The sequence below is a fragment of the Herminiimonas sp. genome (genome assembly GCF_030655415.1).
Map to the genome: position 1 here is coordinate 654,942 of NZ_JAURVN010000014.1, position 20,538 is coordinate 675,479.

General features: G+C 49.8%; 19 protein-coding genes. 11 read left to right on the forward strand and 8 right to left on the reverse strand.

The window, feature by feature from the left end; translation table 11 throughout:
• The first annotated feature begins 103 nt into the window (after positions 1–103).
• Complete coding sequence (locus tag Q7T66_RS12325; protein WP_304933608.1) at positions 104–280, forward strand: hypothetical protein; 177 nt, start codon at positions 104–106, stop codon at positions 278–280.
• Positions 281–547: 267 nt separating this feature from the next.
• Here Q7T66_RS12325 and Q7T66_RS12330 read toward each other — a convergent pair whose 3' ends face one another.
• The 7 genes from Q7T66_RS12330 to rpsF form a co-directional block, all read right to left on the reverse strand.
• Positions 548–1,555 carry an inorganic phosphate transporter gene (locus Q7T66_RS12330; RefSeq protein WP_304933609.1) on the reverse strand — a complete coding sequence of 336 codons (1,008 nt, stop codon included), beginning with the start codon at positions 1,553–1,555 and terminating at the stop codon, positions 548–550.
• A 120-nt stretch (positions 1,556–1,675) separates the two neighbouring features.
• Positions 1,676–2,302: a DUF47 domain-containing protein gene (locus tag Q7T66_RS12335; protein ID WP_112991431.1), complete on the reverse strand. Its 627-nt coding sequence runs from the start codon at positions 2,300–2,302 to the stop codon at positions 1,676–1,678.
• A gap of 112 nt (positions 2,303–2,414) precedes the next feature.
• Positions 2,415–3,800, reverse strand: coding sequence for a replicative DNA helicase (locus tag Q7T66_RS12340; RefSeq protein ID WP_304933610.1), 1,386 nt, complete (start codon positions 3,798–3,800; stop codon positions 2,415–2,417).
• Between the two features lie 111 nt (positions 3,801–3,911).
• Positions 3,912–4,364: a 50S ribosomal protein L9 gene (gene rplI / locus Q7T66_RS12345; protein WP_304933611.1), complete on the reverse strand. Its 453-nt coding sequence runs from the start codon at positions 4,362–4,364 to the stop codon at positions 3,912–3,914.
• Between the two features lie 25 nt (positions 4,365–4,389).
• Entirely contained in the window at positions 4,390–4,674 is a 285-nt protein-coding gene (rpsR, locus tag Q7T66_RS12350; RefSeq protein WP_076591749.1) for a 30S ribosomal protein S18, read from the reverse strand.
• A gap of 15 nt (positions 4,675–4,689) precedes the next feature.
• Positions 4,690–4,983 (reverse strand): primosomal replication protein N, encoded by a 294-nt coding sequence (gene priB, locus Q7T66_RS12355; RefSeq protein WP_304933612.1) that lies wholly within the window; start codon positions 4,981–4,983, stop codon positions 4,690–4,692.
• Between the two features lie 24 nt (positions 4,984–5,007).
• Complete coding sequence (rpsF, locus tag Q7T66_RS12360; protein WP_304933613.1) at positions 5,008–5,376, reverse strand: 30S ribosomal protein S6; 369 nt, start codon at positions 5,374–5,376, stop codon at positions 5,008–5,010.
• Between the two features lie 295 nt (positions 5,377–5,671).
• Between rpsF and lexA the strand changes: the two genes are divergently transcribed.
• Positions 5,672–6,334 carry a transcriptional repressor LexA gene (lexA, locus tag Q7T66_RS12365; protein WP_304933614.1) on the forward strand — a complete coding sequence of 221 codons (663 nt, stop codon included), beginning with the start codon at positions 5,672–5,674 and terminating at the stop codon, positions 6,332–6,334.
• 118 nt (positions 6,335–6,452) lie between these two features.
• Here the strand turns inward: lexA and Q7T66_RS12370 are convergent, their stop codons facing one another.
• Entirely contained in the window at positions 6,453–7,214 is a 762-nt protein-coding gene (locus tag Q7T66_RS12370; protein ID WP_304933615.1) for an RNA methyltransferase, read from the reverse strand.
• Between the two features lie 139 nt (positions 7,215–7,353).
• Between Q7T66_RS12370 and Q7T66_RS12375 the strand changes: the two genes are divergently transcribed.
• From Q7T66_RS12375 to Q7T66_RS12415, 9 genes are all read left to right on the forward strand, one after another.
• A complete protein-coding gene (locus tag Q7T66_RS12375; protein ID WP_304933770.1) occupies positions 7,354–8,139 on the forward strand; it encodes an inositol monophosphatase family protein in 786 nt (261 codons plus the stop codon).
• A 313-nt stretch (positions 8,140–8,452) separates the two neighbouring features.
• Positions 8,453–9,802, forward strand: coding sequence for a DEAD/DEAH box helicase (locus tag Q7T66_RS12380; RefSeq protein ID WP_304933616.1), 1,350 nt, complete (start codon positions 8,453–8,455; stop codon positions 9,800–9,802).
• A gap of 414 nt (positions 9,803–10,216) precedes the next feature.
• On the forward strand, positions 10,217–10,939 hold the full coding sequence (locus tag Q7T66_RS12385) for an ABC transporter ATP-binding protein (protein WP_304933617.1): 723 nt from the start codon (positions 10,217–10,219) through the stop codon (positions 10,937–10,939).
• Positions 10,940–11,017: 78 nt separating this feature from the next.
• Positions 11,018–12,538, forward strand: coding sequence for an AAA family ATPase (locus Q7T66_RS12390; RefSeq protein WP_304933618.1), 1,521 nt, complete (start codon positions 11,018–11,020; stop codon positions 12,536–12,538).
• A gap of 73 nt (positions 12,539–12,611) precedes the next feature.
• Positions 12,612–14,363: a pilus (MSHA type) biogenesis protein MshL gene (mshL, locus tag Q7T66_RS12395; RefSeq protein WP_304933619.1), complete on the forward strand. Its 1,752-nt coding sequence runs from the start codon at positions 12,612–12,614 to the stop codon at positions 14,361–14,363.
• Positions 14,360–15,964: a lipopolysaccharide assembly protein LapB gene (locus Q7T66_RS12400; protein WP_304933620.1), complete on the forward strand. Its 1,605-nt coding sequence runs from the start codon at positions 14,360–14,362 to the stop codon at positions 15,962–15,964. The genes mshL and Q7T66_RS12400 overlap by 4 nt, the downstream gene beginning before the upstream one ends.
• A gap of 66 nt (positions 15,965–16,030) precedes the next feature.
• Positions 16,031–17,734, forward strand: coding sequence for a GspE/PulE family protein (locus tag Q7T66_RS12405; RefSeq protein ID WP_304933621.1), 1,704 nt, complete (start codon positions 16,031–16,033; stop codon positions 17,732–17,734).
• The gene (locus Q7T66_RS12410) at positions 17,734–18,939 is read left to right on the forward strand and encodes a type II secretion system F family protein (protein WP_304933622.1); all 1,206 of its coding nucleotides are present in this window, start codon (positions 17,734–17,736) and stop codon (positions 18,937–18,939) included. Before Q7T66_RS12405 ends, Q7T66_RS12410 begins: the two co-directional genes overlap by 1 nt.
• A 30-nt stretch (positions 18,940–18,969) precedes the next feature.
• The gene (locus Q7T66_RS12415; RefSeq protein ID WP_304933623.1) at positions 18,970–20,538 is read left to right on the forward strand and encodes a hypothetical protein; all 1,569 of its coding nucleotides are present in this window, start codon (positions 18,970–18,972) and stop codon (positions 20,536–20,538) included.

Here is a 20,538-nt window from a genome sequence, read left to right on the forward strand (position 1 = left end):
CTTCTTTTTCCATTTTCTGCTCCGCACAAACGGCAGCGTCAGAGCGGGGGAAGTTCAACGGCTAGATCAACTTCAAGGTCGTAATTCAACTGCCGCAACATAGTTGGAGAACAACTCAAAATGCATCTGTACTGAAATAGTAATTTTGTTTCGATGGCCATTTTTTGGTTTTGGTTTTGGTTTTGGTTTTGGTTTTTCAAGTACGCCTTTGACCTTAACCGCATGTGACGTTGCCAAGGCAAGCGGTCGTCAGGCGGATAAAGAGCGCAAACCTGTTTGAGCGCAGCGAGTTTGTTTGTGCTCCCGACTGATGATCGTTTGACTTGGGTACCCGCAAAGCGGGCAACGGCTTCTGCGTCGCCTTCTTTTGCTTACTTTTCTTGGCGAAGCAAGAAAAGTGAGTAGCTGCCGGGCTACCCCCGGCAACTCACCGAGAAAAGAGAAAAGCATCAGCAACAACAAAACAAAACCAACCCCAGAATAAAAAATGCCGCTCAGCTAACCCCTGAACGGCATCTCCACTTTAAGCGGCAATTGCAAATAGCAATTACATAATCATCGTACCTATCCACCAAGCAATAGCCGCAACGAAAGCCGAAGCAGGAATCGTGAAGATCCAGGCCCACACAATATTGCCTGCAACACCCCAACGCACTGCTGACATTTTCCGCGAAGCACCGACACCGACAATCGCGCCGGTAATCGTATGTGTGGTCGAAACCGGAACACCAATCGCCGTCGCCAGGAACAAGGTAATCGCACCACCGGTTTCCGCACAGAAGCCACCGACTGGTTTTAGCTTGGTGATTTTTTGTCCCATGGTTTTGACGATACGCCAGCCACCGAACAAGGTGCCTAGGCTGATCGCGCTATAGCAGCTGATGATGACCCACCATGGCAAGGCATCTTGTGCAGTCGATACGCCAGCGGCGATCAACAACATCCAGATAATGCCCATGGTTTTTTGTGCATCGTTACCGCCGTGACCCAGGCTGTACATTGCTGCCGAAACCAGTTGCAGACGACGGAACCATCTATCTACGTTGCGCGGTGTCGAACGCACAAACAACCACGACACCAAGATCATCATCAAGGAACCGAACAGGAATCCAAGCAAAGGTGACAGGACGATAAACAGAATGATCTTCAGCAAGCCGGATGCGATCAATGCGTCGGTACCGGACTTGGCAACTGCAGCACCGACCAAACCACCGATCAGTGCGTGCGACGACGAAGATGGCAAACCGAAATACCAGGTCAAGGCATTCCAGAAAATTGCTCCCATCAAAGCACCGAACACGACGTAATGATCTATGACTAGCGGATCGATAGTGCCGGTGCCTATGGTCATCGCGACTTTAAGATGGAAAACACCGATCGCGATAAAGTTGAAAAACGCCGCCATCATTACCGCGTTTTGCGGCTTCAAGACACCGGTCGACACCACCGTCGCAATCGCGTTTGCTGCATCGTGGAAGCCATTCATGAAATCGAATACCAGCGCCAGTGCAATCAGCGCGGCGAGGACATAAATGCTCATGGTAAGAGTTTGCATGGAGTTTTAATTTCTGTTCTATCTGCACGTGGAGCCAACGATGTTGGCAACCGCAAAACCTGCAATACGTGGCTCGGCAAACATCCCCGAGCCAGCTGCAATGAAAATACGTTTAAATTCTCAAGCGTTTTCTACGATGATGCCTTCGATAATGTTGGCAACATCTTCGCAACGATCGGTGACGGTTTCCAGCAATTCGTAAATCGCTTTCAGCTTGATCAAATTGCGGACATCCGGTTCTTCACGGAACAGTTTGGACATCGCAGCGCGCATCACGTGATCGGCGTCGGATTCCAGGCGATCGATTTCCTGACAGATGGCCAGAATTTCGCGTGAGTTATCCATGTTGTGCAACAAAGCTACTGCTGCTTTTACTTTTTCGGTACACGCCAGACACAGTTCAGCCAGACGTTTTGCTTCTGGTGTGATGGCCTTGATGTCGTACAGCGAAATGGTTTGTGCTGCATCCTCAAGCAAATCGAGAATGTCATCCATGCGCGTAATCAATTGGTGAATATCGTCGCGATCCAGCGGCGTGATGAAAGTCTTGTGCAGCGCATCCAGCGTTGCATGCGTGACTTTGTCGGCCTGCTTTTCAATACCTTCGATTGCATGTACGCGAATTTCAAGATCGTCGAAGTTGGTCATTAATGCGACCATCTCTTTTGCACCCTTGACACAAAATTCCGCGTGCTCATTGAAGAGATCGAAAAATTTGCCTTCTTTCGGCATAAGTCGTCCAAACATGATTGCTCTCTTTGAATATTAAAATGTTGAAATGAGGTGGTGCGCACAGAGTGTTCTGGTGCCGCTGACAAAATTTAAAACAGTTGAGATCGTCTTCATCAATAACGCTGCATCAATCACCCTGATATAGCGCGGCCGAACCAGTGTAGTTTTCGAACTTGGTATATTGGCCGAGGAAGGTCAAGCGCACACTACCGATCGGGCCGTTACGCTGTTTACCAATGATGATTTCCGCCGTACCTTTGTCAGGTGAATCGGGGTTATACACTTCATCACGATAGATAAACAAAATCACGTCGGCATCTTGTTCGATAGCGCCGGATTCACGCAAATCGGACATCACAGGACGTTTGTTCGGACGCTGCTCCAGCGAACGGTTCAACTGCGAAAGCGCAATGACCGGGCAATTCAATTCTTTGGCCAAACCTTTCAAGCTACGCGAGATCTCGGAAATTTCCGTCGCGCGATTTTCACCTGAAGAATTGGCGGACATCAGTTGCAAGTAATCGATAATGATCAGGCCAAGCTTGCCGCATTGACGCGACAAACGGCGTGAACGTGCACGCAGTTCGATCGAATTCAGCGCAGGCGTTTCATCGATGTACAACTGCGCATCGTTCATTTTTTGAATCGCATGCGTCAGGCGCGGCCAATCTTCATCAGCCAAACGACCGGTACGCAGACGATGCTGATCCAGACGGCCAACAGAACCCAGCATACGCATCGCCAACTGGGTGCCGCCCATTTCCATCGAGAAGACCGCGACCGGCAAACCGCTTTCGATCGCGACCGTTTCGCCGATGTTAATTGAGAACGCTGTTTTACCCATAGAAGGACGGCCGGCCACAATAATCAAATCACCAGGCTGCAAGCCCGATGTCATGCGATCCAGATCGGCAAAGCCGGTTGGTACGCCTGTGATATCACTCGTGCTGTCGCGGTTGTACAGTTCATCGATACGTTCGACGACTTGCGTCAGCAAAGGCTGGATTTCCTGGAAGCCTTGCGCACCACGTGCGCCCTCTTCCGCAATCGCAAAAATCTTGGACTCGGCTTCGTCCAGCATCTGCTTGACTTCCTTGCCTTGCGGATTGAAAGCCTGGCCGGAGATTTCATCTGAAACGGTAATCAGTTTGCGCAGCACACCGCGGTCGCGCACGATTTCTGCATAGCGACGGATATTGGCTGCGGATGGGGTATTTTGGGCCAGCGCGTTCAGATACGAGACGCCGCCGACTTCTTCCGCTTTGCCGCTGTTGGTCAGCGCTTCAAAAACGGTAATCACGTCAGCTGGACGAGAGCCATTGATCAGTCTAACGATGTGCTGAAAAATGATCCGGTGATCGTAGCGATAAAAATCATCCTGATGGACGAAATCGGCGATCCTGTCCCACGCGGCGTTATCAAGCAACAAGCCGCCAAGCACAGATTGCTCAGCTTCTATGGAATGCGGAGGGACGCGGAGGTTATCGACTTGCGGATCAGCACGGTTGTTCATGGCGCGAATTATACCTGCTACGAGTGAACGCTTAAGAAAAATGGGCAATAAAAAAGCCGGGAAAACCCGGCTTTTTTTCGGCAACTAGTGCCAAACAACTTTTTAACAAACTTACGCTTGTTCGCCTACTACCAAGATCGTGACGTCAATCACAACATCTGTATGCAATGCGACCGAAACGACGTGCTCGCCAGTGGTTTTCAGAGGGCCGTTAGGCAAGCGAACTTGTGCTTTTTCAACTGCGAAACCTTGCTTGGTCAGCGCTGCAGCAAGATCAGCATTGGTAACGGAACCGAACAAACGGCCGTCAACACCTGATTTTTGCGAAACTTGAACAGTTTGACCGGTCAATTTTTCGCCTAAGGCTTGCGATACTTGCAATTTTGCAGCGGCGATGTTTTCCAGTTCTGCGCGTTTGACTTCAAATTCAGCAAGCGCAGTTGTCGTCGCACGACGAGCTTTGCGTTGTGGAATCAGGAAGTTACGTGCGTAGCCGTCTTTAACTTTAACGACTTCACCGAGGTTGCCGAGATTAACGACTTTTTCTAACAGAATGATTTGCATGTTTTTCTCCTATTTCAGTCGCTAATTAAGCGTGGTGCAAATCGGTGTACGGCAACAACGCGAGGAAACGTGCGCGTTTGATTGCTGTATCGACTTGACGTTGATAGATTGCTTTGGTGCCGGTCAAGCGTGCTGGCATGATTTTGCCATTTTCTTGAACGAAATCTTTCAGTGTGTCCACGTCTTTGTAGTCAACTTGTTCTACGTGTGCAGCTGTGAAGCGGCAGAATTTTTTACGCTTGAACAAAGGGTTTTGTTGTTTGCGTTTTTCTTTGAGTTTGCTTTTGTCGAATTTTTTACCGAATGCCATTTTGGGCTCCTGTATCTAAATGTGGGTCTCGAAATCTGTGAGATGGAAAACAAGGCTTTTGCTGTTACGGCTCTTACGTGCCAGAAAACCGGTGAACTGAAATGTTCCGCCTAACTCGGCTTGATTAAATCTGCCTGAAATTTCTCCCGCGGCAATCGCGGCAATTTCAAACTCGACCAATCGTGGAACACCTGCTTCATTTTGTTGCGAACTGTGCAGCAAAACTGCTGACACAATCGGGACACCGGCCGGTGTGTAGCGCAAAATTTCACGCTCGGCGATGGTGGCTACAAACTGAAGTTGATTCACTCTCCTGATACGTCGTTGCAATAATTAGGCAGCAGGTGCCTCGGTACGATGGCTCTTGGCAGCATCTTCCTTCTGCACAGCCTTCATCATTGGCGATGGCGTTGTTTCAGCCTTCTTCAATTTCACTGTCAGATGGCGCAGAACGGCATCGTTGAATTTGAAGCCGGTTTCGATTTCAGCCAGTGTTTCGCCATCACATTCGATGTTTAGGCAGACGTAGTGGGCTTTAGCCAGTTTTTGGATCAGGTACGCCATTTGACGGCGGCCCCAGTCTTCCACGCGATGAACAACACCACCGCGTGCGGTGACGATGCCTTTGTAGCGTTCGATCATTGCGGGTACTTGCTCGCTTTGATCCGGATGGACGATAAATACGATTTCATAATGACGCATGTAAGCTCCTTTTGGACGGATTTGAAAATTGCCCACCTCGGCGTCAAGACGAGTGTGGGAAGAGGAAAACGCGCAATCATACGCCTTCACACCAAAAAACTCAACGCTTTCAAGCATTTATCGCGCAACCGCCCGCATATTCCTTGAAAAAATTGGCGAATTTGCTTGCGTTCCGGCATACACTGTATAAAAATACAGACTGTCTATATAAACAGTTCTATAGACGCCCTACTGTAACGCGCTATCTATCAATCGATAATCGCTACCTCACGCAAGACTCAAGCTAGGCCATGCAATGATCAAACTAACTGCACGCCAGGAACAAATCCTGAATCTGATCCGCGACGCGATTGAAAACACCGGTTTCCCCCCAACCCGGGCTGAAATTGCAACGGAACTGGGCTTTCGCTCCGCCAATGCAGCTGAAGAACATTTGCAGGCACTGGCACGCAAAGGCGCAATTGAAATTTCACCAGGTACGTCGCGCGGTATCCGCTTGCGCGATGTTGGCAGCAATGGCGAAGAGCGCTATCCAGGCAGACAGATGGCCTTGCCGCATCCGGCGCTCATGCAATTGAGCTTGCCGCTGGTTGGTCGCGTTGCCGCCGGCTCACCGATACTGGCGCAAGAACATATAGAAGCTACGTATAACGTTGATAAATCGCTATTCTCCGGCAAACCCGATTACCTGCTGAAAGTACGCGGCATGTCTATGCGCGACGCGGGTATTCTGGATGGCGATTTGCTGGCGGTGAAAAAAATCGATAGCGCAAAAAATGGCCAGATCGTGGTGGCGCGCCTAGGTGAAGAGGTCACCGTCAAGCGCTACAAAAAGACTGGTTCCTTGATTGAACTGTTACCTGAGAATCCTGACTTCCACCCTATCCGCGTCGATCTTGAGCACGATGATTTTGCGCTGGAAGGATTGGCCGTTGGCTTGATGCGTAGCTGGCACTAATTTTGTATTGATCGCGGTGCTGCTGCTTATTTTTTAAATTATTAGCGCCGCGAGTTACATCTCATCAGCATCTGCGCATCACCATTTGCATCTGCGTCCGACAAGATGAAGTGAATATCTATTTTTTACACTTTGCCAAAATCTGCTTCGCAATCCCCCGCAGAATATTGACCTCTTCCGTTTCCAGCTGAGTACGTGAAAATAGTCGCTTCAAGCGCGGCATCAGCTTCTTCGGATTATCCGCGTCCAGAAAATCGATGGCCACCAGCGCCTGTTCCAGATGAGCGTACATGCCTTCGATTTGACTCATGCCCGCTGCCTCGCCCTGAAAACCGATAGATGTATCAAGCGTAAGCGTTTCGCCGATACCGGCCATGCGCGCCTCATAGGCCACTACTTGTATAGCTTGCGCCAGATTAAGGGATGAGTAATCCGGATTGGCCGGGATATTGATCAGCACATTGCATTTTTCGACAATTTCATTCGGCAAACCGAAGCGCTCATTGCCAAAGACCACAGCCGCGCGCAAAGTCTTTTCCTCATTCAGCCGCGTCGCCAAAGTACGCGGAGAAATAACCGGTGGCGAAAACTCGCGCAGTCGAGCCGTCACAGCCGCCGCATAGTTGCAATCAATCAGCGCTTCCTCTATCGACCCAACGATGCGCGCGGATGCCAACACATCATTGGCGCCACTGGCAAAAGCGACGGCTTCTTCCTGCTGCTGCGCATCTGCAAAACGAGGATTCACCAGCACCAGTTCCGAAAAACCCATGTTTTTAATCGCTCGCGCAGCCGCGCCTATATTGCCGGGGCGGCTGGTTTCGACCAGCACAAAACGCAGGCGATTGAAAAGAGGCGTGTCAGTTTTTGGCAGGTTCATTTAAAATAGCGGCATTGCGCGGTAAGAATCATGTCGAAATGGCAGTTCTATACCGCATCGCTCATTAATTTCAATTTAGGTGGTGCCCTCTTCGCTTACGCGATGGCGCCGCCATTTTAACGGAATCTCTATGCATCCCATGCTTAATACGGCGGTTAAAGCGGCTCGCCGTGGCGCTGCCATCATCAACCGCGCATCCTTCGATCTTGACCGCGTCAAGGTTACGGAAAAAAATCCTAACGACTTCGTCACTGAAGTCGATCAGGCTGCTGAGCAAGCGATCATTGAGGTTCTGAAAACTGCCTATCCGGATCACGCGATCCTCGCCGAAGAATCCGGCGCTTCCGCCAATCTGCACGACGACAATGAAAACGTCTGGATCATCGATCCACTCGACGGCACCACCAACTTTATTCACGGATTCCCACAATATTGCGTATCGATCGCCTTGCAACAACGAGGTCAAATCACGCAAGCCGTGGTCTACGATCCAACGCGCAATGACTTGTTCACCGCCACCAAAGGCGCTGGCGCATACCTGAATGAAAAACGCATACGCGTTACCAAACGAGACAAGATAGCTGATGCGTTGATTGGTACCGGTTTCCCGTTCCGTGCGAATGATGACATCGACCAGTACCTGAAAATGTTCAAGATCATGTCGCAAAGCTGCGCCGGTCTGCGTCGTCCAGGTTCGGCTGCACTCGATCTGGCTTACGTTGCTGCAGGTCGTTTGGATGGCTTCTTTGAAAAAGGTTTGAAACCGTGGGATCTGGCAGCAGGCTCATTGTTGATCACCGAATCCGGCGGCATCGTCGGCACCTTTGAAGGCGAATCGGATTATCTGTACAAAGGCGACATCCTTGCCGGCACGCCGAAAGTATTCGCACAAATGGTTTCCTTGTTGAGCCCGTTTGCAAAATAAGTTTGTATTGAGTTAGCGGATTATTGCGATCTCTAACAATCTCAATTTTTCGCAAATTATGAAAAGAAAAAAAGCGCCCGATTCATCCGGCGCTTTTTTCATTTTTCTTTTGTGCTGTAGATGGTCAGATAAACACCACACCAAGTTAAGCGCCAACTATTCCGCGGCATACAGCGCGCTGCTGTTATACTCGCCGCACGCGGCACCTCTCCAGTCACCTTGCCGCTGTCTCACGACTTCCGTATTCCAATCCCGTTTGCCTGCGACTGGCGCCCTCTGCGGCGACAGGCCGATATTTTTCTATTGAGTCCTCATGTCTTTTACTGACCTCGGCCTGGCCGAAGGAATTGTGCGCGCTGTTACCGAAAGCGGTTACACCACTCCAACCCCAATTCAAGCACAGGCGATTCCCGCCGTGCTCGCTGGTGGCGATTTGCTGGCCGGCGCACAAACCGGCACCGGCAAAACTGCTGGCTTCACGCTACCGATTTTGCATCGCCTTGCAACCAGCGGAGTACCACATGCTTCGACAACCGGTGCACGTCCTATCCGCGCATTAGTCTTGACACCAACGCGTGAACTCGCCGCGCAGGTTGAAGAAAGCGTACGCACCTACGGCAAATATTTGAACCTGAACTCCGCTGTTATTTTCGGTGGCGTCGGCATCAATCCTCAAATCAAAATGCTCAAGCATGGCGTCGATATTCTGGTCGCCACACCTGGCCGCTTGTTGGATCATATGCAACAAGGTACGGTCAACCTGACCAAAGTTGAAATTCTGGTTCTCGACGAAGCAGATCGCATGCTCGACATGGGCTTCATCAAAGACATTCGCCGCGTACTTGCGGTATTGCCTAAGACTCGCCAGAACTTGCTGTTCTCCGCGACCTTCTCGAACGAGATCAAGGCACTTGCTGATGGCTTGCTGAATTCACCAGCCATGATTGAAGTTGCACGCCGCAATTCGACCGTCGAAGTCATCGAACAAAAAATCCATCCGGTTGATCGCGACAAGAAGCACCCTATGCTCGCGCATTTGATCAAGACCAATAACTGGTCACAAGTGCTGGTCTTCACGCGCACCAAGCACGGCGCTAACAAACTGGTTGAACAGCTGGAAAAAGACGGCATCAGTGGCATGGCGATCCACGGTAACAAGAGCCAGTCAGCACGCACGCGCGCACTGAGCGAATTCAAAGATGGCAGCCTGCAGGTTCTGGTCGCCACCGACATCGCCGCGCGCGGTATCGACATCGATCAATTGCCGCACGTCGTCAATTACGATTTGCCAAATGTGCCGGAAGATTACGTCCATCGCATCGGCCGTACCGGTCGTGCTGGCGCAACCGGTGAAGCAGTATCACTGGTATGCGTTGATGAACTCGACATGTTGAAAGACATCGAAAAACTGATCAAGCGCAAACTGGCTTCAGAAGTCATTCCCGGTTTCGAACCAGATCTGAACGCCAAACCGCAACCGATCCAGCGCCGCAGCAATGACGCGCCGGGCCGCAGACCGCAACAAGGTCGTGGCAATGCGCCAGCGAAATCAGCCAAGGCTCCGGGTGCCAAACCAAGCGGTTCGACCGGTCCACGCACTTTTGGCGGCAATTCCACAGCACGCCCTGCAGCGCCGCATCGTTCAGGCGGCCGCGGTCGATAAAAATAAAGCGGCAGATGAGCTTCATCTGCCGCTTTATTTCCTTTTCAAACCAAAACTTAAATAGGGTTGCACAATCCTGCAGCCGAACCTGATTCAGAATTTAAGTTGAATCTAATTTCCTTAAAATAGATTCAAACATCCTTCTTTTTTCATCTCATCATATCGTTGCGCCACAAATCATTTTCATCCTGATTTTCGCGACCACACACCAACTCAGCACCTTCCTTCGCACTATTCAAGACAACAATCTTGTCACTCAATAATCACTAGCTGATTTTTGCAACACATTGCTGCGCTCAGATTGAACTTTCATTGCTGGCGATAAACTTGTGCTATACCATCGACCACATTCTGCAGACACGTGTTCAACACAGTGAAAGCAAGCTCTCTGCACAAATATTTCCACATAGAAACATGATCACTTACGCCCTTCAATTCGAAAACGTCGTCAAACGTTATGAGAAAAAAGTCGTGCTAAAGGGGATTGATCTGAACATCGTTCGCGGTGAATTTTTCGGTTTGGTCGGAATGAATGGCGCGGGCAAAACCACGTTGATCAAATGCCTGCTCGATTTTTGTGCTGCGGATTCTGGTTCTATCGAAATTTTCGGCAATAGCAATCGCCTGCCGCAATCTCGTGCTCCGCTCACATTTCTTCCTGAACGTTTCATGCCACCTTACTACCTGACCGGCGCCGACTTTCTGAAGTACACACTCAAGCTGCAGTCACTGCCTTACCAAGCGTCAGAAGCAGAGCATATGCTGGAAGCTTTGGATCTGGACGTAGCTGCGCTCGTGAAACCGGTGCGCTCTTATTCCAAAGGCATGACGCAAAAGCTGGGACTGGCTTCCTGCTTTTTGGCCAATAAGGATTTGTACATATTCGACGAACCGATGAGTGGACTTGATCCGAAGGCACGTTCTTTGCTAAAGGCTAGTTTGCAAAAGCTGCGCACGCGCGATTGCACCTTGTTCTTCAGCTCACATGCGTTGGCGGATGTTGAGGAAATCTGTGATCGCATGGCCATTCTGCATGAGGGACAACTCCGTTTTGTCGGATCGCCAGCTGAATGCAAGCAACAATTTGAATCCCTTACGCTAGAACAGGCGTATATGAAATGCATCAGCATTCAATGAATACTGATCTTATTTTTCTCAATATGTGATTCGAGTGACGCCGTCTACAGCGTCTTTCGTGAATCTTTAGGCAAGCACATGTATCTGTCTCACTTCGGACTCAATCAGGCACCTTTTGCGATTACCCCGAATCCGCATTTTTTTTATGCGGGGAATAAACGCGGCGCCATCCTTGAAGCCTTGATTTATGCGGTTCTGAATGGCGAAGGCATTATCAAGGTCACAGGCGAAGTGGGCAGCGGAAAAACCATGTTGTGCCGCATTCTCGACGGCATGTTGCCAGAGAACGTAGAAGTCATCTATCTGGTCAATCCGACACTGAATCGCGATGAAGTTATCTATGCCATCGCCGGTGAACTAGGTTTGGCGACAGAAGGCTTGCGCGCAGATGAAATGATTCGACTTCTGCAAAGCGAATTGATTGCCAAGCACGTGGCTGGTAATCAAGTAGTGCTACTGGTTGAAGAAGCGCAAGCAATGCCGCTCGACACACTAGAAGAAATTCGCTTGTTTTCAAATCTGGAAACAGCGCATCACAAGCTGCTGCAAATCGTATTGTTTGGGCAACCAGAACTCGACGAAAATCTGAGTCTGCCGCGCATGCGTCAGTTGAAAGAACGCATCACACACAGTTTCAAAGTGCCGCCACTTGAGCCTGCTCTATTGCCTGAATTTTTGATGTTTCGCATGCGAGCTGCTGGTTACCATGGCCCGGACATTTTCACCAAAGGTGCACTCAAGCAAATGGCTAGGGTCTCGGAGGGCATCATTCGTCGTATCAGCATCCTTGCCGACAAATCGCTGCTTGCAGCATTTGCGGACAATACTCATACAATACAAAGCAAGCACGTCAAAGCAGCGATCGAGGATAGTGAATTTTCCTCGCACAGTCGCACACGCTTTTGGCGTAATGCACTGATCGCGACCTCCATCGCGCTCATCGCAGTTGCAGCGACGGCAGGTACTTGGGCTGTATTGCAAAACAAGGGCGCTCCGCAAGCGCGACAATCGGTGGCGTCATCCGTCACTGTCACGCAAAAAACAATCGCACCAGCCGAAGCAACACCCGCTATACCAGTTGCCAGCACACCAGTCACAGCGCCAAGCGAAGAAGCTGTTTCAGCAAAAGTGATAGAGACAACGGCAACATCTGCTCCATTAAAAAGTGTCACAGAAACGCCGCAATCAAAACCTGAGGCAGAAGTAGTCGTGAGCACGTCAAAACAGGTCATCATTGATCCTGTGCTGAAAAAAATGTTGAGTAAATCCAAATACTGGCTCACCAATCAATCGCCTCCGACCTTCAGCCTGCAACTTGCACTCATTGAGGCTGACGCCTTACAAATCAATCGTTATTTGCACAAGATTCAAACGCAGATGCCAGCACAAGAGATCTATCTGTACCCAACACGCATTGGAGATAATGCGCGCATTGGCATCCTGTACGGAAGTTTTGCCAATCGGTTAGATGCAGTTCTGATGCAAAAGAAGCTTGCAGAAATACATGACCATCCACCTCAATTGCGAACAATGACCGGTATTAAAACCGAGATAGAACGCACAAAGAGTAATGACCTATGGCCAACTGAGCGGATTTAACAATCTGCCATAGTTGAAACATAGCAATATGACTTAGAATTCTTTCGAAGTACTTGGAAGTAGCCTGTTAAACATGACTGACCCGATGATAAAAGTTGCCCTCACTCTTACTACCTGTGTTTTACTCAGCGCTTGCGGCACCAGGGCAATTGCGCCGTCAACCAGTCATTTACGCGAAACACCTCAAGCGCAAGGCAGCATTCCGGAACCGGTGCGACAAAGTGCAACCTTAGCGCCGCCAAAACCGACTGCAAAGTTGGAAACCTTCAGCGTAACCGTCTACAACGTACCAGTGCAGTCCCTGTTGTTTGCGCTCGCCCGCGATGCCAAACTGAATGTCGACGTACACCCGGGCATCGAAGGCAACGTCACGCTGAATGCCATCAACCAAACCTTGCCGCAACTGCTGACACGGATCAGTCAACAAGTTGATATGCGCTATGAGATCAGCGGCCCCAATCTGATCGTGACACCAGATACGCCCTACTTGCGTAATTACAAAATTGACTACGTCAACATTGCACGTAACTCTGAAAGCAAAGTCAGCATTGCCACTCAAATTTCGTCAGCTGGCGGCAATGTCGTAGGCGGCGGTGGAGGCACTGGCGATAACAACTCAACGACTTCTGTCACCAACACATCCAACAACCGTTTCTGGGAAACCTTGGTACAAAACATCAAGGACACCTTGCACGAAACCGACAAAACGTTCCCCGACAATGCAGATGGCAATGCAGTCGCTGCAGAGCCCGTGGTGACGGGCAAGACCAACGCACCAGCTGCACCACGCACTCCAAAGTTCAGAGAAGCAGCATCGGTCATTGCCAACCCAGAAGCCAGCTTAATCACGGTACGAGCCACCAGTCGCCAACACGATAAATTGCAAGAATTTCTTGATCTCGTGATGAATAGCGCCAAGCGTCAGGTATTGATTGAAGCAACGGTCATCGAAGTGCAATTGAACGAGAATTACCAACAAGGGATTAACTGGCAGAGCTTGCGCACAACAGGCGCAGGTGAAGGTTTCCAATTTTCACAAGGTAAGGTTGGAACCACTCCATTGCCTAGCGGAATACAACAGGGCATCAGCCCTTCTATATTTGGGATTACTTATTCAAATCCCACTTCAGCGCTCGGCAATATAGCGGCAGCAATTACTTTGCTTGAATCATTCGGCAAGGTAAAAGTTTTATCCAGCCCGAAGATCAGTGTCTTGAACAACCAGACTGCTTTGCTGAAGGTTGTCGATAACGAAGTTTATTTCCTGATTACCGCAACCACCACGGCGGGAACGATAGGCGTACCCGCCACTTCCGTCTACACATCTGAACTGCGCACCGTCCCAGTTGGATTTGTAATGAGCGTAACGCCGCAAATCTCTGATTCAGATGAAGTGTCTATTAGTGTGCGTCCTAGCATTTCACGCATCATCGGCTACGTTCAAGATCCGAACCCAGCACTTGCGGGCGCCTCACCTCCTGTAGTCAGCCGTATCCCTGTCATCCAAACACGTGAGATGGAATCGATACTCAAGGTGCCAAGTGGCCAGATTGCAGTCATGGGCGGCCTGATGCAAGATTCAATCAACAATCTTCGGGACGGCATTCCACTCATCAGCCGTATTCCTGTCTTCGGTGATGCATTTAGCTACAGGAATGAAACCACCACCAAATCTGAACTGGTGATTTTCATGCGTCCCGTTGTCGTAAAAAGCGCCAGCATCAACGGTGACTACAAAGATTACCGCTCCTTCTTGCCTGACGACCAACCGCTGAATTCAGAACCGTATACCGAAACACGCCGTACAGGAGCATCCGGTTCATGAGCCTGTTAATGCAAGCGCTTAAGAAAGCTGAAAACGCCAAGCAAAAGCAAGGTGATCAAAGCGATGCGCCTACCGCTACTGATCCTGTTGCCACCGCAGATACACCAACACCACCATACGACTTGGAGGCAATGCCTTTAACCTTGCAACCTCAGGAGCCATCTTCTGTCGAGCAGCAAGAAGCAATCTCAGCAGCAGCGCAAGAAAGCAGTAAGGTCTCCACTTCGTCTCTGGATTATTTTTCTACTCCGCCGACTAAGGAACTGAGCAAAGCGGAACAGCAAGCTGCGCTCGAAGCCGATTCGGGCCTGGCACCGAAACCACCTGAAACACCTTCTGCTCCGGCTGCCGAAGTCCCACCGCAACCGACACCTGGCGTTTTACGTGCAAAAGAAACTGCCACTGGCGGTGGAACGCACGGAAAACTCAAAATCGGTCTGGATGAAAAACAAAGTGCTGCGATAGAAGCAAAGAAAAAGCTGGCAGCACGCAATGCCGCAAAATCGGTATTCGATGCAAAACAGAAATCTCCAAATCGCCGAGCAATCGTCATCGGGCTGCTTGGCTTGATTATTCTTGCCAGCGCTGGCGCTTACACTTATCTAAGCATCGTCGGCATCGACCAGAAACCATTAATGAATGTGGCTGCAGTTGCACCGGCAGCACCTGCTGTAGTAACACCTATGGTCGAACCCGTTACAGATCCATTTGCACAGACGTCGGAAACAAAAACTGAAATATCGCCTGACGCACCGTTGGTCGCTGGCAGCCCAAGCATTTCGACAGAATTACCTGTCGTCCCTGCAACAAGCATGAGCACTATGCCGGGAACAACCACCGTTGCAGTCATACCGCAAAATCGTAACGCTTTGGCAGCGCCATCGCCTGTAGTTACTGCACCTGCGCCCCTAGCACGTGCAACAGCAGCACCTGCCACACGCCCTCTAACATCTGCACAACCACCTTTGTCCAGCATGGCAATGCAAAGTGATTCCATCCAGATTCGGCGTACCAATGCATCCTTGCAGCTAAACCCTACGCTATCCAGCGCCTATCAGGCTTTCACAGCGGGCGACCTGAATTCGGCAAATTCACAATACCAAAAGGTCTTGCAACAAGAGCCGAATAATCGCGATGCATTGCTTGGCATCGCCGCCATCGCGATCAATCGCGGACAAAATGCCCAGGCTGGCTCTTTCTACAATCGTTTGCTGGAACTTGATCCAAATGATGCAGAAGCTTCGGCAGGAATTGCCAGCCTCGATCAGAACGATCCGTCGCGTGCAGAAAGTAGATTGAAAAAGATACTGAGCAAGAATCCGAACTCTGCACCAACCTTGTTCACGCTGGGCAATGTCTATGCAGAACAATCGCGTTGGTCCGAAGCGCAACAATTTTACTTCCGCGCTTTTGGTGCAGCGCCAGGAAACGCGGACTATGCCTACAACCTGGCAATCAGTCTGGATAAACTGGATCAACCACGGCTTGCACTTGAGTACTATCAACGCGCGTTGGAAATTTCGCAAAAAAGTGGCGGAAATCTGGATAAGACTACCGTAATTAATCGTATCCAAGCCTTGCAATCAATGCCGCAAACATAATCATTTTCATGGCAATGAAGATGCAGCGCCCAAAAATTCATTTGATGAAAAGCACCCCGTTTAAACATGGCTGAAAAACCGAAACTGCCGCTAGGCACACTGTTGATCAGTAAAGGTGTGATTAGCGAAGATCAATTGCGCATCGCACTGATCGAACAACGTCGTAGCGGTGATCCTTTAGGGAAAATGCTGATCAATCTGGGCTTCGTTACCGAAGCGACAGTGCGGGAAGCATTGAGTGAAAACCTCAACCAGCAAAGTACAGATCTCTCGCATATTTCAGTTGATGCCACAGCCATCAAGTTAATTCCCAAGGATGTCGCGAAGCGCTACAAAGTGTTTCCGATGGTGTTCGACAAAACTGATCGTACACTTATGCTGGCCATGGCAGATACCAGCAACATCATTGCGCTCGATCAAATCAACGCAATGCTGGGCAAGGATATTACGCTCACGCCCATGCTGGCCGGTGACTCGGAAATCAACCGTGCGATCGATCAATACTATGGCTTCGAGTTATCCATCGACGGTATTCTGAGCGAGATCGAAACCGGGCAAGTCAATTATCAGAGTTTGCAATCGGTATCTGATGAATACAGTCAGCCTATCGTGCGCCTGATGGATGCCTTGCTAGTCGATGCGGTACAGCACAACGCATCGGATATTCACTTCGAACCGGAAGAATTTTTCCTGCGCATTCGTTATCGGATCGACGGCATCATGCGGCAAATCCGCAGCCTGCATAAAACCTATTGGCCAGCGATGGCCGTCCGACTCAAAGTCATGAGCAATATGAATATCGCCGAGACGCGCGCACCGCAAGATGGTCGCATTGCGATCAACTTCTCTGGTCGTCAGATCGATTTTCGTAGTTCCGCACAACCGACCGCGCATGGCGAAAACTTTGTGCTGCGTATTCTCGATCGCCAGAAAGGCATCGTCCCCCTCGATAATCTCGGCTTAGAAGACAATGAACTGACCTTGCTCAAACTGATGATCGCCAGACCCGAAGGCATCATTTTGGTCACCGGCCCGACCGGTAGCGGCAAGACCACAACGCTGTATTCGATTCTTAATCACATCAACACCGACAGCGTCAACATCATGACGCTGGAAGATCCGGTTGAATATCCAATGACCATGATTCGCCAGACCTCGGTTAATGAATCAGCAAAAATGGGATTCGCCAACGGTATCCGATCGATGATGCGACAAGATCCAGACATCATTCTGATTGGTGAGATTCGCGATAACGAAACTGCACAAATGGCGTTCAGTGCTGCCATGACCGGCCATCAAGTGTATTCAACGCTGCATACTAATTCGGCCGCCGGTGCTATCCCGCGCTTGCTCGACATCGGTATCCTGCCTGACATCATGGCGGGAAATATCATCGGTGTTATTGCGCAACGCTTGATTCGCAAACTGTGTCCGCACTGCAAAGAATCGTTTCAGGCAGATTCGATAGAACGTAAACTTTTGGGTCTCGCGGTCGATGCGCCTGAGACTACAATTTATCGTGCGGTTGGTTGCGATCAATGTCAGCACCAAGGTTATGCCGGTCGTCTGTCGATCATGGAAATGCTCAAGATGAATAGCCAGTTGGACGATTTGATCGCACGTCGCGCTACTGCAAGCGAACTCAAAGCCACTGCAATTTCTATGGGCTTTAGACCGCTAGTTGAAGATGCGGTACGACGCGTATTAGATGGCTCTACTTCGCTCGATGAAATTTCACGTGTCGTAGATCTGACTGACAGGCTCGTGTAATGGCGATGTACTCCTATCAATCGATGGATCAAAACGGCAAGACCGTTCGCGGCATGATGGACGCTGCGAACATGCCTGATCTGGAAATGCGCCTCAAACGCATGGAACTCGATCTGATCGATTGCAAGCCTGCCGAACAACGCACCTTTACACTCGGCCGACGCAAGATCACACGCAAGGATTTGATCAATTTCTGCTTCCACATGGAACAGTTGACTGGCGCTGGCGTGCCGATTCTGGAAGGTCTGGCTGATCTGCGCGATAGTCTGGAACAACCACGTTTTCGCGAAGTCGTGGCCGACATGATCGAAAACATTGAAGGCGGTTCACAACTGTCGGAAGCCATGCTGAGACATCCGTTGGTTTTCGATAAAACCATGAGTAGTCTGATCATGGCAGGTGAGCAAACTGGACGCATTTCTGAAGTATTCAAGAATCTGAGTGAAAGCTTGAAATGGCAAGATGAATTGGCATCGCAAACAAAGAAGATCGTCATGTACCCTGCCTTCGTTGGTACGATCGTTTTGGGTGTCACATTTTTCCTGATGATTTTTCTGGTTCCGCAACTCACAGGTTTTATCAAAAACATGGGGCAGGAATTACCGTTTCATACCAAAGCGCTCATCTTTGTTTCAAACATCTTTGTCAATTACTGGTATGTGGTTCTCTCATTACCGGTCGTGATTTTCGTCATCATCCAGGTCACGCTGAAAAGCAGCGAACGCGCGCGTTATCTGGCTGATGAATACAAATTGCGTGTATGGATGGTTGGCCCAGTCATACATAAAATTATTCTCGCCCGCTTCGTTACTTTTTTTGCGCTGATGTATGCGTCGGGTATTACCATTCTTGACTGCATACGTCTGTCAGAAGAAATCGTCAACAATCGCATGATCGCGCGCGCTTTGCAGCAGGCAGGACAGTTAATCGCCGAAGGACAAGGTGTTACTGCGGCATTTCAGATGACTGGTATGTTCCCGCCTCTGATTATCCGTATGTTGAAGGTAGGTGAAGCCACTGGTTCGCTCGACACCGCGCTGCGCAACGTTGGCTATTTTTATAACCGCGATGTCAAAGAAATGATCGAACGCGTGCAGGCCTTGATCGAACCTATCATGACGGTTCTACTTGGCGCGCTTTTGGGCTGGGTCATGCTTTCCGTACTAGGTCCAATTTACGACACCATCAGCAAGATCAAGATGTAATGAATACCACTGCTCAACCATAAGGCTACCGTGCGCAAGCAGCTGTTTTATCTCACCAATCACGAACTCACCGCTTATTCGTGGAACAGCAAGAACGCTTTGCTGGAAGACATTTTCGAAAATGACGAAAATGGCTGGCAGCGCTTTGCCGAGTACGTTGCAATTCGAAAAAATCTGCCTGCTGAAATTTTAGTCGACCTGATCGAAGAAGACTTCCAGCGCGATACCATTCCGCACACAGTTGGTAAGGGGCGACGCGCATTAATAGAGCGCAAGCTGACACAACTCTATCGCGATACCCCCTTTCGCCACGCGACACCGCAAGGACGTGAGAAAACAGGGCGTAAGGATGACCGCATCCTGTTTAGCGCATTAACTAATGCGGAGTTACCCAAACCCTGGCTGAATGCACTACTGATACATACGGTTCCGGTAATCGGCATTTATTCGCTGGCGCTACTTAGTCAAGTCCTCTTCAATAAATTGAAGTTCGGCACAGCGCCGGTGCTGCTGGTGACGCATCAATCGAGTGGCTTGCGACAAAGTTATTTCCATGAGGGGCATCTACACTTCAGCCGGCTCACTCCGTTACTGGATCAAGCACCAGAGCTGTTGGCAGAATCACTGATTTCTGAAAGTCTGAAAACCAGGCAATACTTGGCCAGCACACGCGTACTAGCGCGTGGAGTACCCGTACAAGTAGTCGTCATTGCAGAAGCACATAATCTTGTAGCAGTGCAGGAACAAGCAGCAAACAATCCAGATCCCAACGCCGAGTATCGTTTTCTTCCAATCGACGAAGTAAGCCAGCAACTCAAGCAAGGGTCTAGCGAACTCAGCGAAGATTGCGATGAACTCTTGTTGTCTTTACTTGGCAAAGAACGTGTTTCTAGTCACTACCCACTGCGCGAACAAAATCGGTTTTATCAATTATGGCAAGCGCGCATTGGACTCTATGTATTAAGTATCTTGCTTGGATTAGCGGCACTGGCATGGGCCGGTATTGATTTGATGACTATATTTGAACAGCGACGCGAAACGACTCGCTTGGAACAGGAAGCACTCGCGGCAGAATCCAAATATGAAATCATTGTAAAAAACATGCCGAGCACGCTCGTCACACCACACAACATGAAATCAGTAGTCAACATTGAGCGCATGATGGTGCAAAACGTCGCTTTGCCGAATGAGTTGATGTCAGAAGTCAGTCGCGCACTCGATGCTTTGCCGCAAATAGTCATTAAGCAGCTGCAATGGAAAATTGTTGATCCCGCGATGCTGAGCGCAACTGTCGATCCGAACTCCCCGCCGCCGCCGATTGATACAGGAGCGCAACCGATTATTCTCGGTTTACCAGACAAACCTGCCGAGATATTACTGATCGATGGAGAAATCCAACCGTTTGACGGCGATTATCGTGCCGCATTGGATAGCGTGCGTATGCTAGTTGCGACCTTACAAAAAAATCCACACCTAAAAGTAACGGTCACACTGCAACCTATTGATACCAATCCAAGCGTCAAACTTGAAAATAAAGCAGGCGACCCTGCCGCGGATTTGATAGCAGCGTTCTCAATCAAATTGGTCCGTACCCCATGA